Origin of the sequence: Viridibacillus sp. FSL H8-0110 (genome assembly GCF_038003565.1) — a bacterium.
Classification (GTDB): Bacteria; Bacillota; Bacilli; order Bacillales_A; family Planococcaceae; genus Viridibacillus; species Viridibacillus arenosi.
In genome coordinates this window covers 2,509,122-2,525,656 of sequence record NZ_JBBOPJ010000001.1, presented here as the reverse complement: position 1 = coordinate 2,525,656, position 16,535 = coordinate 2,509,122, and the positions used below count along the sequence as shown (strand labels likewise).

General features: G+C 33.7%; 15 protein-coding genes and 1 pseudogene. 15 read left to right on the top strand and 1 reads right to left on the bottom strand.

The annotated features are described in order from the left end of the window. The first annotated feature begins 10 nt into the window (after positions 1-10). Positions 11-232: a helix-turn-helix domain-containing protein gene (locus MHH98_RS12550; RefSeq protein WP_038181085.1), complete on the top strand. Its 222-nt coding sequence runs from the start codon at positions 11-13 to the stop codon at positions 230-232. A gap of 663 nt (positions 233-895) precedes the next feature. On the opposite strand, the gene MHH98_RS12545 is transcribed toward MHH98_RS12550, so the two are convergent. Continuing rightward, positions 896-1,549, bottom strand: a complete 654-nt coding sequence (locus tag MHH98_RS12545) for a hypothetical protein (RefSeq protein WP_038181087.1) — start codon at positions 1,547-1,549, stop codon at positions 896-898. Positions 1,550-1,942: 393 nt separating this feature from the next. Between MHH98_RS12545 and MHH98_RS12540 the strand changes: the two genes are divergently transcribed. The 14 genes and pseudogenes from MHH98_RS12540 to MHH98_RS12480 all read left to right on the top strand — a co-directional run bounded on the left by MHH98_RS12540 (position 1,943) and on the right by MHH98_RS12480 (position 16,064). Further along, positions 1,943-3,571 carry a carboxylesterase/lipase family protein gene (locus tag MHH98_RS12540; protein WP_340712999.1) on the top strand — a complete coding sequence of 543 codons (1,629 nt, stop codon included), beginning with the start codon at positions 1,943-1,945 and terminating at the stop codon, positions 3,569-3,571. A 139-nt stretch (positions 3,572-3,710) separates the two neighbouring features. Then, the gene (locus tag MHH98_RS12535; protein ID WP_038181109.1) at positions 3,711-4,196 is read left to right on the top strand and encodes a GNAT family N-acetyltransferase; all 486 of its coding nucleotides are present in this window, start codon (positions 3,711-3,713) and stop codon (positions 4,194-4,196) included. A 362-nt stretch (positions 4,197-4,558) separates the two neighbouring features. Next, entirely contained in the window at positions 4,559-4,789 is a 231-nt protein-coding gene (locus tag MHH98_RS12530; RefSeq protein ID WP_327192112.1) for a transcriptional regulator, read from the top strand. Positions 4,790-5,174: 385 nt separating this feature from the next. Then, complete coding sequence (locus MHH98_RS12525) at positions 5,175-6,455, top strand: ammonium transporter (RefSeq protein ID WP_038181111.1); 1,281 nt, start codon at positions 5,175-5,177, stop codon at positions 6,453-6,455. 59 nt (positions 6,456-6,514) lie between these two features. After that, positions 6,515-7,489 (top strand): DUF294 nucleotidyltransferase-like domain-containing protein, encoded by a 975-nt coding sequence (locus MHH98_RS12520; protein WP_038181113.1) that lies wholly within the window; start codon positions 6,515-6,517, stop codon positions 7,487-7,489. A gap of 2 nt (positions 7,490-7,491) precedes the next feature. Further along, complete coding sequence (locus MHH98_RS12515) at positions 7,492-8,214, top strand: exonuclease domain-containing protein (RefSeq protein ID WP_038181116.1); 723 nt, start codon at positions 7,492-7,494, stop codon at positions 8,212-8,214. 659 nt (positions 8,215-8,873) lie between these two features. After that, positions 8,874-9,590 (top strand): purine-nucleoside phosphorylase, encoded by a 717-nt coding sequence (gene deoD, locus MHH98_RS12510; RefSeq protein WP_038181119.1) that lies wholly within the window; start codon positions 8,874-8,876, stop codon positions 9,588-9,590. 151 nt (positions 9,591-9,741) lie between these two features. Then, the gene (locus tag MHH98_RS12505) at positions 9,742-11,079 is read left to right on the top strand and encodes an MFS transporter (protein ID WP_340712996.1); all 1,338 of its coding nucleotides are present in this window, start codon (positions 9,742-9,744) and stop codon (positions 11,077-11,079) included. A 150-nt stretch (positions 11,080-11,229) separates the two neighbouring features. Further along, complete coding sequence (locus MHH98_RS12500; protein ID WP_038181124.1) at positions 11,230-11,970, top strand: GntR family transcriptional regulator; 741 nt, start codon at positions 11,230-11,232, stop codon at positions 11,968-11,970. 423 nt (positions 11,971-12,393) lie between these two features. Next, positions 12,394-12,873, top strand: coding sequence for a metal-dependent hydrolase (locus MHH98_RS12495; protein ID WP_038181128.1), 480 nt, complete (start codon positions 12,394-12,396; stop codon positions 12,871-12,873). A gap of 334 nt (positions 12,874-13,207) precedes the next feature. Continuing rightward, the gene (locus tag MHH98_RS12490; RefSeq protein ID WP_340712995.1) at positions 13,208-13,396 is read left to right on the top strand and encodes a hypothetical protein; all 189 of its coding nucleotides are present in this window, start codon (positions 13,208-13,210) and stop codon (positions 13,394-13,396) included. Positions 13,397-13,430: 34 nt separating this feature from the next. After that, positions 13,431-13,661 (top strand): annotated as a pseudogene (locus tag MHH98_RS22095) (transglutaminase-like domain-containing protein); the annotation flags it as partial. 24 nt (positions 13,662-13,685) lie between these two features. Then, on the top strand, positions 13,686-14,273 hold the full coding sequence (locus MHH98_RS12485; RefSeq protein WP_246832411.1) for a hypothetical protein: 588 nt from the start codon (positions 13,686-13,688) through the stop codon (positions 14,271-14,273). A gap of 327 nt (positions 14,274-14,600) precedes the next feature. Next, on the top strand, positions 14,601-16,064 hold the full coding sequence (locus tag MHH98_RS12480; protein ID WP_076065109.1) for a protein adenylyltransferase SelO: 1,464 nt from the start codon (positions 14,601-14,603) through the stop codon (positions 16,062-16,064). Positions 16,065-16,535: the final 471 nt, after the last annotated feature.

The following is a 16,535-nucleotide window of genomic DNA, read 5'->3' as shown; positions in this document are numbered from 1 at the left end:
GGTGAATAAAATGGCAATAATAATCAATATTGACGTCATGTTAGCGAAACGGAAAATGAGTGTCACAGAACTTTCCGAGAGAGTTGGAATAACAATGGCTAATCTTTCTATATTGAAAAATGGAAAGGCAAAAGCGATTCGATTATCAACTTTAGATGCGATTTGTAAGGCTTTAGAATGTCAGCCAGGAGATATATTAGAATATAAAAGTGATGTAGAAACTCAAGAATAATAGACGACAAATTTCTCAAACTAACGAGGTGCTTTAGTTTAATTTGAGATAAATGTGTTCAAACTTTTTATGAGAATTGTATATGACAGCAAAGTAGATTTAGTTGTAATCGGAAATCGTGGTTTAAATGGACTACAAGAAATGGTTCTTGGTAATGTCGTTTAAAAAATTAATAGTGTAAATGTAGCTTTGTAAAAAAGATTGATTAAACTCATCTCACCTCTATAGATTTCTTAGAGGTGAGATGAGTTTTTTATTGGATACTTATGTTAATGGCACTATAAAGATTGTAAAGAAATGTACATAAAACAACTGGGCAGTTTAGTTGAAGAATAATGATACAAAATCTTTAAAAGCTTCAAGGAGGTATTACTATTGGAAATTAAAACGAAGACTTACTTATTGTTGAAGAATTTTAAGGAATGGTCTGAATAACAAAGCCATATAAAAGGTGCAGCGGTTGTGGGTTCATTTGCAATGGGATCTTCTAGTCACCTTCACCAGAGGAGCTAGACATCCGTCTACCAAAATGAGCTACCCTTAAGGTTATTTACCATGTGATTAATTGTCACTTCACTTAAATCAGGTAGGCTTGGCGAATATCTGCTTTTGTGAAAAGTCCCATAAGTAGAGATGCTAATGTTGTTTAGCCTTATAAGCTGACTAATTTACTACTTTCCCTTTGTTATTTAAAATTTTTATTTCATATGAGTCAATATGAGATACTGAGTTCAGTTTTTTAGAATGTAAGATTTCATTTATTTTCTCTTCAAGTCCCATAGTAAACTTATATGTATCTTTATCTAAAGTCTTTATGGATGTATGAATGGTAATGGATTTTTGATAATCCGTATTTATATTTTCAATTATGTCGTAATCTTTAAGTCCTTCCATTAAAGTCGATGTTAAAAGGCTAAGTTCTTTCTGTCTATTTTTAACTTCTTCTGTAATGATAGATAGATCCAGCCTCTCTACAACAACTGTATAGTCTTTTAGTGTTGAGGATTTAATTATACTTTTTGCAATGGACCCCATATCCTTTTTAACGGATTTAAAATATTCTTCATTCGCTTCAACTTGTATCACCAATTCTTTCTTTGAAGTCATTTTTACAACAAAGCCCTCGTATTTTTCATGAAGTTTTTCACTTACTCTTTTCAATGTAGTTATATTTAGAACTTCTTCTTTAGTAGCTAAAGGTTCTTGTTTCTCTTTAGTTGATATAGAAGTATCAACTTCTAAAGGCCGATTTAACAGGCTAAATGAAGCTATTCCTACTATAAGTATTCCAGCAATTATCAATATCCTTTTTAACAAATAATCCCTCCCGTTAAGAAGGTATGCCCTATATCACCTCAAAATGTCACGAAAACACAATGTCCTTCTGGTTGTTTGTATATTGACTGATGATTCCTAAAGGCTGATTGTTGTCATCTTTCAATTATCTAATTTTTGCTACGAGATCTCTTTTCAGTAATGAGTGAGGAGATAAAAATGGCTTTTGGTACTTTGATAAGCATTATTACAAAAAATAGCTTATCTAATTAATATATAGGTAGATTTACTGTTTAAAGATGTCATGACTCGGGTAATGGGAAAATGATAATGAAAAAAACAGTCTATATGTTTATATTGGTCTATCCAGATTCATTTAAAACTTTGTATCATTTTTCAATAAATGATAATAGTAGATAAATTGGAGGAATTTGAATGAACGGTGAAGTTATCCAAACACGCTATGGAAAAGTAATCGGAATACCATCCGATACGCAAGGTGTAACTGTGTTTAAAGGGATACCGATTGGTGCAGACACGGGGAAAGAAAATAGATTTCGTGCTCCTCAGCCTCCAAAATCTTGGGAGGGTGTAAGAGGTTGTGACCATTATGGAGATCGTTTTCTGCAAAATCCAGATCCAAATTGCCAAGGAGCATTTTGGTTTAGTGAATTTAACTATGCTTCAGAATATAGACCACCAGTAAGTGAAAACGGTCTAGTAGTAAATATTTATCAACCAGAAGTACAAGAAGGAAGAAAGTTACCTGTATATGTTTGGATTCATGGTGGTGCAGGTAATTATGGGAGTGCTTCTGATATTAAATTTGATGCAACCAAACTAGCTGCAAAAGGTTTAATCGTTGTATTAGTTCAATATCGATTAGGTTTCCTTGGATGGTTGACGTTACCTGAACTGTGTAAAGAAAATGATCACGGTGCGTGTGGTAACTACGCTGTACATGATAATATCTTTGCATTAAAATGGGTTCAAGAAAATATCGAAGCCTTTGGTGGGGCTAAAAATAAAGTCACTATTGGAGGTCAATCTGCAGGTGCTATGCAGGTTATGAATCTTCTACGTTCACCACTTGCAAAAGGTCTTTTCCAACGCGCTATCATTCAAAGTGGATTAACTGGATTCCTAAATGATCCAGGCGCTATGGGAGAAGCTTTTGGAGCAGGAAAACCATTTCCTACAGTAGAAGAAGCTGCCACTCTTTCAAAAGAAGCTATCCGTGAATCGTTTGGTCGTGATGTTACATTGAAGGAACTTCGAGAAATGGAAATGGAGGAATTCCTAAAACCGCCATTTGCTAAAAATATTGAAGAAAAGGGTGTAATGCCGTCCGCAACTATTCTAGAAGACTTAGCTGCCAGAATACAAGGAACGGTACTAGATGGTTATGTGTTCACTGAAGAGTCTATTGACCTTATGAATCCTAGAAATATTGAAGGTATTGATATTATTATGGGTGGAACTACAGATGAAATGACATCCTTGATGGCAGTTAATTCTACAGAAAGCCCAGCCTCAAATGAGATATTAGTTACAAAACTTAAAGCAATGCATGGAGAGGACATCCTGTCTCTTTACTCAACTTCAACAAAAGAAGAAAGTTATGCTTCTTTCTTACGTGCCTTCAGTGATGATGGCTTACAGAGATTGTTATTATCCGCTGGGCTGAACCAAGTGGCCAAAAAACCTTTTGTTTATTCCTTTGCCCATGTAGCTCCAGGTAAAAATGAAGAGTTTTATGGAGCCTATCACTCTGGGGATTTATGGTTTACAATGGGTTCTCTAAAGCCAGGGAGAGCTCATAGAGAATGGAGAAAACTAGACTGTGGGATGATGGATGTCATTACAGATTATTGGTCTAACTTCATTAAAACAGGAAATCCAAATAGGGAAAGTTTATCTGAATGGATACCTTGTGATGAAAAAGATGAATATCCTTTCATGCAGTTTAAGGATGGGCAAGCAAATTTAATTACTACAAGTGGAGAGGAAAAACGAGAACAGTACTTTAGAAAGCGTATATTAGAAAGTTTGAATTTAAATTAAAATTTATACATCCTGAGATGATTAAGTTGTTTAAAATCGAGAGAAGTTACCAAACGAAAAAGTACCGAATTTTTCCGATTTAAGTTACTATAAAAATAAGAAATGTTATTAAACAAAAGGGGAGTTTAGGAGGAATACAATGCACAATCTAAATTTACTGAAATTTCAAGAGGTTGATTTTAGTGATTATTTCAGTCTTGTTTCTAATGAGAAAGTTATGGCACAAATTACCGAGTACGCTATTCCTTTTGAAGAGGCTCAATCCAATTTTCAAAAGTTATTAAAACGAAATGAAAAATATGAACATTCTGGCTCATACAAAGTCTACGATAGTTCAATCAATGAATTTATCGGACTTGGACATTTAACTTTGGATGAAGAAAACGACGAAGTAGCTGAAATCGGCTATATGATAAAGCCAGAGTATTGGGGTAAAGGATATGGAAGTGAAATAGCGAAAGTATTGATTGAAAAAGCTATAAAATCAGAATTAAAGAAACTAAAAGCCATTATTGACCCAGATAATATTGCTTCAAGGAAAATATTAATTAAACAAGGATTTGTCTCTGAGAGGATTTGCGAAATTGGCAGTTTACCTGGAGAAATACTGAGTAAAAAACTATAAAAATTAATTTACTCGAAAGATGGTGTTGAAAAAATCAGATTTATTTTAGGAATCTAAATATAAAACGCTGTATTTCGAATTGTTAATACAGGATTTGAAGGTTGGTTTTTATAAAAGTTATAGATAAAAAACCATAAAAACAGTAATGTTTTATCTTTATCAATTTATGGGTGCTTTAGTTGAAGAAGAGCTACTAAAAAAATAATCAAACGTTTAGACTAAGATCAGTTCATTTTTAATGTTAACTTTCATAACTCTTTAACTTTGATACTACACTTAAAACTGGGTAACCGTTAATTTGGTCGCTTAGTTATTTTTTAATCTGAGTAAGAACGAATGTTCTTTATGATGAATAAAAAGGAGTGGACAATGTTAAAGAGCAATTATTGAAAGCAATGCAGCGTAATCAATTGGTGAACATGATTTATATGTCGAGCAGTGGAGACATAACGAAACGACGTGTGAAGATCATTAAAATATCATCAGATAATTTTCAAGCTTATTGCTTTGTTAAGCGTGCTAAACGTACTTTTATAATAGAAAATGTTCTTGCAGCTATTCCGATTATTCGTAGTGAAGAAAAAGAATTATGATTTTAATAGGAATTCCATTTGAATAGATAAATTGTTGCGATTAAAAATTATAGAGATTTCCAACGTGGCTCTTTTATTGAAGGGATTTTCAATTGGATAAGTCCTGTAACGCTTAAAAATACATAGACTTTTTGAAAGAATTCATTTTGAACATGCTTTTTCAAAATGAATTCTTTTTATTTTCTAATGAATATGGATACAAGTGTTTTTTTAGCGATAATGAAATCCTTTTCATGTGAGTTTTTATAACATATTTTCATTTTATTCTGAAAATTCTGTTGACAAGGAGTGAAAACGAGGTAAAATAAAGGATATAAATAACATGTTAAGTTTTATTACATATAAATAATAAGAAAACTAACATGGTGAAAAGGGGAGTTTGAGGATGGATGTTATGTATTTGATGAACAGCCTGTGGACGATGCTAGGAGCAATTTTAGTAATCTTTATGATTGGTGGATTTATCTTACTTGAGGCTGGTTCTACAAGAATGAAAAACGCAGGTCACGTAGCAGGGAAAACAGTCTTTACTTTTGGTTTAGCATCATTAGTTTTCTGGGCATTAGGCTATGGGTTTATCTTTGGTAGTGACACAAATTTCTTTGTCGGTATGTCGGATTTCTTCTATTCAGGAGAATTAGTTAAAGATTCAGGACTTGCTACAACTGTATTTTTCGTCTTCCAACTAGCATTTGCAGGTATATCAGTTACAATCGCACTGGGTGGATTTGCAGAGCGTGCGAAGTTTTCAGCATACGTCATCTTCACTATTCTATTTGGAGTATTAGTTTATCCCGTAATTGCACACTGGATTTGGGGTGGTGGCTGGCTAGCTGAGCATGGAAAACAAGATTTTGCAGGATCAACAGTTGTACATTTAACGGGTGCAATGGCAGCTCTTGCAGCGACTATCTTGCTGAAACCAAGAATTGGAAAATATAATAAGGATGGTTCAGCGAATAATCTTGCCGGTCATAACCAAGTTTATACTGCTTTAGCTGTATTAATCCTGTGGGTTGGTTGGTTTGGATTTAATGCGGGTAGTACTGTTTCAGTTGATGGTGCTTTCTTCGGATTTGTTGCTTTAAATACCAATCTTGCTGCAGCAGCTGGTGCGGTGGCAGCGACTCTAATTTCGTGGGTAGTGTTAGGTAAACCTGATATTACAACAATTTTAAATGGTGCACTAGCAGGTTTAGTAGCAATTACAGCATCATGTGCGTTCGTAGATGTTTGGGCATCTGTAGTCATTGGGTTTGTAGCTGGTGTCATAGTATTCTATAGTACTAGATTTTTTGAAAAGAAAAAAATTGATGATCCAATCTTCGCATTATCCGTACACGGAACAGCAGGTATATGGGGTACATTATCAACAGGTCTCTTTGCTACACCTGAACTTGCGACAGTCGGTAAACCGGGCTTACTTTATGGCGGTGGTTTTGAACAGTTAGGTGTACAGATAATGGGGGTTGCAACATCGGGTGCTTATGCATTTGCTGTATCATTTGTCATCTTATATATCATGAAAAAAGTGATGGGTGGTATTCGTGTTAGCGAGGAAGAGGAAATCATGGGACTTGATATGAGTGAACATGGTAACTACGGCTATCCTGAGCAAATGTTGTTAGAAGAGTCGAACTTATGTCCAGTAGTAGAAACTAAGTAACGTTAATATGTCAAAAGCCCCTTTTAAGGGGCTTTTGGTGTAAAAAGGGAAGTGTTGCTGTGGAAACAGATGTTGAAACATATGAATCTATAAAGGAATGGAGGGATAAAAATATTACCGCCTACCTAGCTGATTCTGTTTCTCTCAATAAGTTTCATGATCAAGTAATGTGCAAAGTATTTGATTTAGCTATCAGTCGCGTGAAGAAGGGTAGCCCCCCCTGTGAATTCTCATGGTTTATAACAGGGAGTGGCGGCAGGTTTGAGCAAGGAGTTATCAGTGACCAAGATCATGGATTGATATATGAAATATCGAATGTAGATAATGATACTTATTTTAAGAAACTCGGTGAAGAAGTATCTTATGGTCTCTACATCGTTGGTTATCCATATTGTCAAGGTAATGTCATGAGCTCAAATCCACTTTGGCGTAAGTCGATGCATGAATGGAAAGAACAGCTTCTAAAATGGATGGATGATGAAAGCTGGGATGCCATTCGTTACTTGCAAATATTTTATGATGCAAGGGTTCTAATAGGAAAAAAATCGTATGTAAAAGAGTTGAAAATGGTTATTTACCAATATCAATTAAAAAATCAGACCGTGTTAAAGCGTTTTATGGCGAACGTCACACATGTAAAGAATGTCATTGGTCCACTTGGTCAAATTTTAGTAGAACAACATGGTATGTACCAAGGTAGTGTGAATCTAAAATATGCAGCATTTTTACCTTATGTGAATGCCATTCGAGTATTGTCTATAAAAGAAGGAATTTATGACACTTCTACATTAGATAGAATGAAATGCTTGAAGGAAACAAAAGAATATTCAAAGGCAATAAAGGATTGTGAAGACAATTTCTTAATGCTATTAAGATATCGCCTGACATTATTTCAAGTGGAATCCTATACAGATACACATTACTTGCATATCGAAAGTCTTCAAAAAGAACAACGCAAAGAAATAAAAAGAATTCTAAAAGATGGTAAGAAGCTGCATGATTATGTGATAGCACTTATCGAAAAAGGGTGTTAACAATGGTTTTTGAACCGTTTATTCAACTATTAAGAGGAATTCAAGGGAAAAGAAACACTGGTAGAATAGGTGATATTCAAAACTCACAGCAAATGGCTTATTTAAGGCATTTGCAAAAAGAGGTGAATCAAGATAAAGCATTAAATACGCCCTTACACGAACTAAATGTAGTAGTTTTTGATATTGAAACAACAGGCTTCTCTCCTGAAAAAGGAGACGGAATACTTTCGATTGGTGCAATAAAAATGAGTGGGGAAATTATTAAGGAAGAAGAGGCATTTTACTCGCTTGTTCATTTTGATCGGAACATTCCCCAGGAAATTATTCAGCTAACTGGTATCACAAATGAGCAATTAATAGAAGCGCCAAGTTTATCCGAAGTTCTCATCCATTTTCTTCAATTTAAAGGAGATTGTACGCTTGTGGCACATCACGCTAATCATGAACGCAATTTTATGCAACATGCTAGCTCAAAGTTATTTCGCACACCTTTCAAGCACCGGATTGTAGATACTTCCTTCCTATATAAAATTGTTGAACCAAAATCAAAAAATGTGAAACTAGAGGATTTATGTGAACAAAATGGTATTTCAGTGGTGAATCGTCATCATGCATTAGGAGATGCAAAGTTAACTGCAGAACTGTGGAGCTTATATGTAGCGGAAATTCAACAATTGGGTTGTAAGACGTTGAATGATGTTTATGAACGGTTTTCGAGGATATAAAAAATACGGTTCAAAAATAAAAAGAAAATAATATGCTATGGAGAGTACATTAGAAGATTTATTAATAACAACAGTGAAAAAATACAATATTTATTGTAATATAATGATGTTTTCATAAATGTTTTGCTTTAGGAAAGTTGATAGGTTTGAGCTAAGATCTACGAATATTCAACTTTTGAATAGTATGACTATTTATGTGAATAAAGTGAATTAGGTAGATAGTTATTAGAAATATGAAAAAGAGTAAATCATATAAAAAGGGGTGTCAGTAAGTTGTAGTTGGACTTATTTGGCAGCCCTTTTTTCATATTGTTGAAACAGGGCCAAAAAACTAAGTGCCATTAGTTGAAGGTGCTTATATATTTTTTAAGAAGAACTAGTCTATTTCTTTATAAATTAGGTGTTTCAATCAAATCTAGTATAAAAACCGAAAATCTTTTAATATTAAAATGTTAAATGTAAAAAATATATTGAAAAAAGAAATGAATATGTGGTATTTTTATATAATATCAATTAGACAACTTATTATACAAGTTGTTCGTTAGATATATAAGTTGTCTATTTTTTCTTGAAAAGTAAGCGCATTCAGATTTCTAAAGAAATAGAGTACTTTAATGTATAAACGACTTTATAAAACAATTACAAAGGAGACTTATTTGATGAGTACAAATCACAAAGAAACACCACACATTAAGCCTAATGGAGTAGAAATTGCAGAGACAATTCTATTACCAGGTGATCCATTACGAGCTAAATTTATTGCGGAAACTTATTTAGAAGATGTAGTACAGTTCAATGAAGTGCGTGGCATGCTTGGATATACAGGTACTTTTAAAGGGAAAAAAATCTCAGTAATGGGTACAGGTATGGGAACAGCTAGCATGGGAATCTATTCATGGGAATTAATCAACGTGTTCGGCGTTAAAAACTTAATCCGTATTGGATCAGCAGGTTCAATTCAAGATGATTTGAACTTGTATGATATCGTATTTGCAATGGGATCTGCGACAGATTCTAATTACGCACACCAATTTAATTTACCAGGTCATTATTCAATTACTGCATCATATGAGTTACTTGAGAAAGCTAAGAAGGTCGCTGATGAAAAAGGATCTCCTGTTCGTGTAGGGAATGTTCTTGCTAGTGATGTCTTCTATAATGCTGATCCTACAGCATTGGAAAGATGGAGTAAAATGGGCATTTTATGCGCAGAAATGGAGTCAGCTGCACTTTACATGAATGCTGCGCAAGCAGGTGTAAATGCTCTTTGTATCTTAACAATTAGTGATCATATCTTCAAACATGAGCAAACAACGCAATTAGAAAGACAAACAGCGTTTACAAAAATGATGGAAATTGCATTAGAGCTAGCTTAATAATTATTTAAGTGGAATATAACGAGTGTGAGTTAGAGGAAACAGTTAAAGAGTATTTAACTGCTTCACAATTTCGAAGTAGATTCCATGTCTTGAATATTATATTAAATAGTAGATTAAATTAAATTTTCTTAAGACAGGGAGCCATAAAATGGTCGCAATTAGTGAAAAATCATCAGCATCACAAAACCATAATGTAAAAAAGGCAGTACCTATAATTTTACTTTTCTTTGTATTCGCATTGACTATTGATAATTCGTTTAAATTAGTTTCAGTAGCAATAGCAGATGACCTTGGAATTTCAGTAACAACTGTTAGTTGGCAAGCTACTCTTGCAGGTCTTGTAATTGGTATTGGAGCGGTTGTATACGCTTCCTTAGCTGATTCAATCAATATCAGAACGCTTTTAATTGCTGGTGTTATTATGATTTGTGCTGGTTCTGTGATGGGTTACGTTTTTAAAGATTCGTATGCGATGATTCTTTTTTCGAGAATTATTCAAACAGCTGGTTTAGCATCTGCTGAAACATTATATGTGATTTACGTTACAAAGCATTTGCCAAAAGCAGAGCAAAAAAAGTTTTTAGGGTTTAGTACAAGTAGTTATTCTCTGTCACTTGTAATTGGTTCTGTAACAGGTGGATATGTTTCAACATATTTACATTGGACAACTCTATTTATAATTCCTTTAGTAACAATAGCTCTTGTTCCATTTATCATGAAATATCTACCGAAAGAAAAGTCTACAAAAAGCTATGTTGATGTAATTGGTTTATTTTTGATTGCAGCAATTGCTACATCGGTTATTCTCTTTATTTCAAACTTTAATTGGCTGTATCTAATTGGTTTTATCATTGCTATGACGTTATTCTTAGTGTATATAAGCAAAAGCCCTAAAGCTCTAATTGATATCTCTTTCTTTAAAAATAAGAATTTCATTAGAACTTTATCAGTTGCATTTGTCATTTATACAGTTCAATTAGGCTATATTTTCACTTTCCCATTTATTCTTGAAGGAGTATATGGCTTAAAACTAGATGTTATCTCATTATTATTAATCCCTGGGTACATTACAGCAATAATCGTTGGTATGCTTTCTGGGAAAATTGCAAAATATTTAAGCAGTAAACAGGCAATCTCTATTGCACTTATTGGTATTGCTGCAAGCTTGTTAATTCCAGGCTTATTTGTTGGAAGCACTGTTGTCATTTTTGTTATTTCTATGATGCTATTCTCAGGTTCATTTGCTTTCATGTATGCACCTATGCTTGAAACATGTATTAGAACAATACCAAAAGATAAATCGGGAACAGCAATCGGTTTCTACAATTTAACATTGAATGTGGCTGCTTCTATGGGTATCACATACACTGCAGCGATGCTTGATAAAGTAGAAATTTCAACTATCCTAATTGTTCTTTCAATTATTGCGTTTGTTAGTTTAGGATTGTTTGTGACTCTATTAAGTAAATTAGAAAAAACTAATTAACGGAAGTTAGTTCAGGTAAATGTGTCACAGATAATAAGCTGTGACACATTTTTTATGAAATAGATGTAATGATTTACTAACTTTATAATACATATTAATGAAATAAATTGATGAGGATCCATAATCTAAAAATAGTATAGGTGTGTGAAGATGGAATTCAAAATTGCAAATATGGAAGAAAGAAAAAAACCATTGTATATAACTGTGTATGATGAATTATATAAACTCATCATGAATGGAACGTTTATGTTAGATAGCAAATTACCGGCAGAACCTGAATTAGCAAAAATGTTCGGAGTTAGTAGAATGACATTAAGACAGTCCCTTTCCCTTTTACAAGATGATGGACTGGTGAAAAGGGTACATGGAAAAGGGAATTTTATTACGAAGATAGCAATAAATAATGAAAAAATAGGTATAGAAAAAATAGGGAATCCTCTGTATAAATCTCATACGAAACAAATAGATGATGTTGAGATGAGTTTCAGAATTGATTTGGATAGTGAATATACCCAGCAAGTATTATGTAGGAAGTCCGCCGCCGTTGTTGCGTTTGAGAGGTGGTATAAAAGTGCAGGGGAAGTTGTTGCCTATGCCTTTACGAATATCGCAATTGAAGCAGTAGCTGAATTGAATTTAGATTTACAAGATAATGATCAATTATTAGAAATGCTTGAAACTAGAATTTATAAGCTTGCAAATAGATCTACGATTGACATAAAGCGTTCAGCTTCTGTTAATTCTTCTTCACAGAAACATAAAGTAGATGGTGGAGAAGACTGTGATTTATTATTAGAGAGTATTTTTATTCATGAGGATTATCCATTAGTTTACAATAAATTCTATATACCTAAAGAATATAGTTGCATAAAAGTAAATGCGGTGAAGTAGAGGTTGTTGATATAACTGCATGTTTTCAAGTTGCTAAGTAATACATAGATAAACCTATTATTATTTCTGATAATTCGAGGTAATTTTAATAAGTTAAATTGTATTTTAGAGATAATAAGATGTAATAGATAAGCTTATGGAAGAAGTAAAGACAACTTAATATAGAAATGCACCCTAATTGTTATACAAAAATAACATTTAGGGTGCATTTTTATTGTAGGGCTTACTATTTTCACTAAATTATAGCTATGCTAGCGTTGATTCAAAGAATATGATTCTTATTAGGAGATGATGAACTTAGGTAAAATAACACAAAACATTTGTTTGTTTATCAAAAAAACACTATTATATATATAATTATGACTACGATTAGTGTAATGTAAAAGGGCACACATATTAATAGAATTAAGGAGAATTACAAGCATGACAGGAAATACTCACATCTTAGGCGGCATTACAGCAGGTCTTGCTTTTGCACAAATTTCAAATTACGATCCATTAATACTCGTTGGTTCAAGTGTAATAGGAGCATTGATACCAGATATTTGCCACAGTGGCAGTAAAATAGGACGGACGTTCCGTATCACATCAAAAGTCGTCAATAAGATATTTGGGCATCGATCGTTCACGCATAGTTTACTATTTTTATTATTAATGTTCGTTGTTATGAATACATATATTTCGAATGAATCAATCACAGCAGGCGTATTACTTGGAATGGTCAGCCATTATCTGCTTGATATGGCTACAAAAAATGGTATTAAGTTATTCTTTCCACTAAAAATCACAGTGCGATTACCGTTTACAACTCGAACTGGAAGTAAGGTAGAGAATATTGTTGCTACTGTATTAACAATTATTAGCGTGTATTTTGCATTTCAAACAATTGTTCATTTACTCTAAAACAGAAATTTCCTCTTAAGTCTTTATTGACTTAAGGGGATTTTTTAATAAAAGGTAATTAATTAACTAAAATTACAAAAATGTTATAATATGGATTTGAGTGAAGGCGATCGAGTGAATTGAAAATATGTGTTGATTAATAGTTATCTTTAAAACAAAAAGTATAGGGGTGTGATGTATGAGGAAGCAAAATTTTAAATTGAAATATCAGTACGAAAATATTACTAAGGGAAATGTTGAAGTATGGTTTTCAGAACCAAAAGAATCTTCCACACAATAATATATCGTGACAAAACCTAATCTTATACCAGAAAAAATTTCTGAGCATTCCTTTTTGAATAATCTATGGTATTACAAGTTAGAGCCAGGTCAAAAATTAGAAATAACAATTGATTATCAAGGTAGCAGAAGAGGTAAAACTTATACATCTAACATAACAAAAGAAGAAAAGGAGTTCTTTTTGCGTTCTACAAATCTAATACCTGTAAGTGAAGAGATAAAAAAGAAGCACAAAGGATTGTAGAAGGAGTAAGTACAGATATTGAAAAGGCTGAAAAATTATTTCTATATATTATAAAACATACAAGTACTCCTCACATCTTTCTGGAAGAGGGGTTGCAGTTTTTAAAGAAAGGAAGAAGGGTGACTGCGGAGAGTTTGGTGCAATCTTCTGTTCGTATTGTAGAGCTATCGATATTCCAGCAAGAATGTTATATGGAACTTGGATACTTAAGAAATTTTCACCTCATGCATGGAGTGAAATTTATATTGAAAATGAAGGATGGATTCCAGTTGATCCGAGTATGGGGAGGATGAAAATGTATTTACACCCATTTATAAATATATCATCAGCTATACATTATGGAGTTTTCCCAAATAAAAAAAGATATTTTGGCGATCACGAAGGGAAAAGATTAGCATTTTCTATTGACCCGGAAAGATTATTGGATCCGAAATACATTGATAACCTAGAATATTCACAAGGTGTAACAAAAGAATGCATTGATGGAAATGAAATAGCATGGGGGTATGAATCAATAGAAGGTAAGCCTCCTTTTTTACAGCCTATTTATCCAAAATTACATAGTAAAGAAGATCGAATATCAATTAAAGCATTATTTGGAGAGTGGACTGGACAACACACCTCTATTCTGAAGAATTTAACTTATAAAGTAAAATTGGCAAGTTTCAATATTGGTTTTCTTCTCATAATTATAGAAATGATCAATGATTTCATTATGAAAAACGAAATGTTGCTTAATTTACTACCACTCTTAGCATATCCATTTCTATTATTAGGCACGATTCTATCCATTGTAAGGAATGAGGGGAATCTCCTTCTGTATGTATTAGGCTTTTTCTTAACGTTGTCATGTTTAAGTATACTTACTAATATATAAGGGAACCAGGCACCGATATTATATTTTATTTCAATAATACTAATAATCATGACAATTCATAATATGAGGTAATTCTAAAGTTATATAAATTTATGAGCATTGTCTAACCCATTGGAGTTGAAGTGAAGAAAGATGGCTCTTAAATTCCGCAACACTGAAAATAAAAAACACTTAAAACTGTGCAAACGGTATAATTAATAAGCAGAAGTAAACATTAAAAGAAATGCATTGTGTTTTTATAGAAAGAAGATAACGAAAAAATATAAAGTGTTTTTCGTTATTACTTCATTTAAGAGAAAGTATATATAAAGACCAAAAGGAGAAACTATGACAAAAAATAATGAAGTAGGTTGGAACTTTGACAATAGCTATAGCCGTTTGCCAAAGTCATTTTTTTCAAGCATCAATCCAACCCCGGCCATTTCGCCGGAGTTGATAATTTTTAATAGTGAGTTGGCAACATCTTTGGGTTTAAACGTTCAAGAATTACAAAAAGAAGACGGTATTGAAATATTTGCAGGAAATCAGATTCCTGAAGGCGCTTCGCCACTTGCTCAAGCTTATGCAGGGCATCAATTCGGCCATTTTAATATGCTTGGAGATGGCCGAGCAATACTGTTAGGTGAGCACATTTCACCAAATGGTAAGCGAATTGATATTCAGCTTAAAGGTTCAGGTAGAACACCATACTCCCGCGGGGGGGATGGTCGTGCAACACTAGGACCAATGCTACGAGAATATATCATTAGCGAAGCAATGCATGCCTTTGAAATCCCTACTACCCGTAGTCTTGCAGTAGTAACAACAGGTGAACCTGTTTTACGCGAAACGGAACTACCGGGTGCTGTATTGACTCGTGTGGCAGCTAGTCATATACGTGTCGGAACCTTTCAATATGCTGCAAACTTCGGCACAATAGAGGAACTCCAGACTCTTGCTGATTATACAATTGAGCGTCATTTTCCTAATATTGAAGCTAATGAAGACAAATATCTTTCTCTTCTTCAAGAAGTGATTGAACATCAAGCAAAGCTTATTGCCAAATGGCAACTCGTTGGTTTTATTCATGGAGTGATGAACACAGATAACATGTCCATTAGTGGTGAAACCATTGATTATGGTCCTTGTGCTTTTATGGATGTCTATGATCCAGAAACAGTATTCAGTTCCATTGATACTCAAGGGCGCTACTCTTATGGCAATCAGCCGTTTCTAGCGGGTTGGAATCTTGCGCGATTTGCTGAAACCCTATTGCCTTTACTGCATGATAATCTGGAGCAGGCTATCGAATTGGCCCAAGATCATCTATCAGGTTTTAATGAGTTGTATCAAACCAATTGGCTCGAAGGAATGAGAGCTAAGCTTGGGATATTTAATGAAGAGGCCGAAGATGAAGCTCTTATTAACGGACTCTTAAGTATGATGAAGAAGTATCGTGTAGATTATACTAATACTTTTCGCGCTTTAACTTTAGACGCGATGGATGAAACTGCCCTTTATGGGACTCAAGAATTCTCTCAGTGGTATGAACTCTGGCAAGCTAGGCTAAGCCGACAACAGCAATCTCAAGCATCATCGAATCAGTTGATGCGGGATAGTAATCCGGCGGTAATCCCACGAAACCATCGGGTTGAAGCTGCACTAGAAGCAGCGGTGAAGCAAGGTGACTATAGTGTGATGAAGCAACTTTTGACTGTGCTTTCAAATCCTTATGAGTATTCAGCAGAACAAACAGAATATGCCAAGGTACCTACATCAACAGTACCATACCGTACGTATTGCGGTACTTGATATATAGTCAAACAGTTGTTTAGCATTTAATGACGAGAAAATCCCGCTGGATACTTATCCAGTGGGATTATTTGTTTATTGTACTTGAAATTCTTCTTATTCTATTTATGAAATCAATTTGAATTCGTCATCTAATGATCGTTTAAAATGGACGATTGCTGTTTTGCAATTTCTATAACTGGAGATGATTTTGATGGCACGATAAATGTTGGGCAAAAGAAAAAATCGAAGCCTAATTTATCTATCTAAAGAGTTTTTGTATTTACTACAACTAAAAGTATAGATGTAATAGTTTCTACTTTTAGAGATTGGTTTTTTTGATTTAGAATGTACCTTATAGAAGAGTAGTGTATGAATTGACCATACTATTTGCTTAGGTGAGCAAAAATTATTATGGATGTAAAGGATGAGGGGGAAGATGAAAAAACAATTGTATATTTCAAATGCAGAGAAGGCAGCATTTGAAAATCA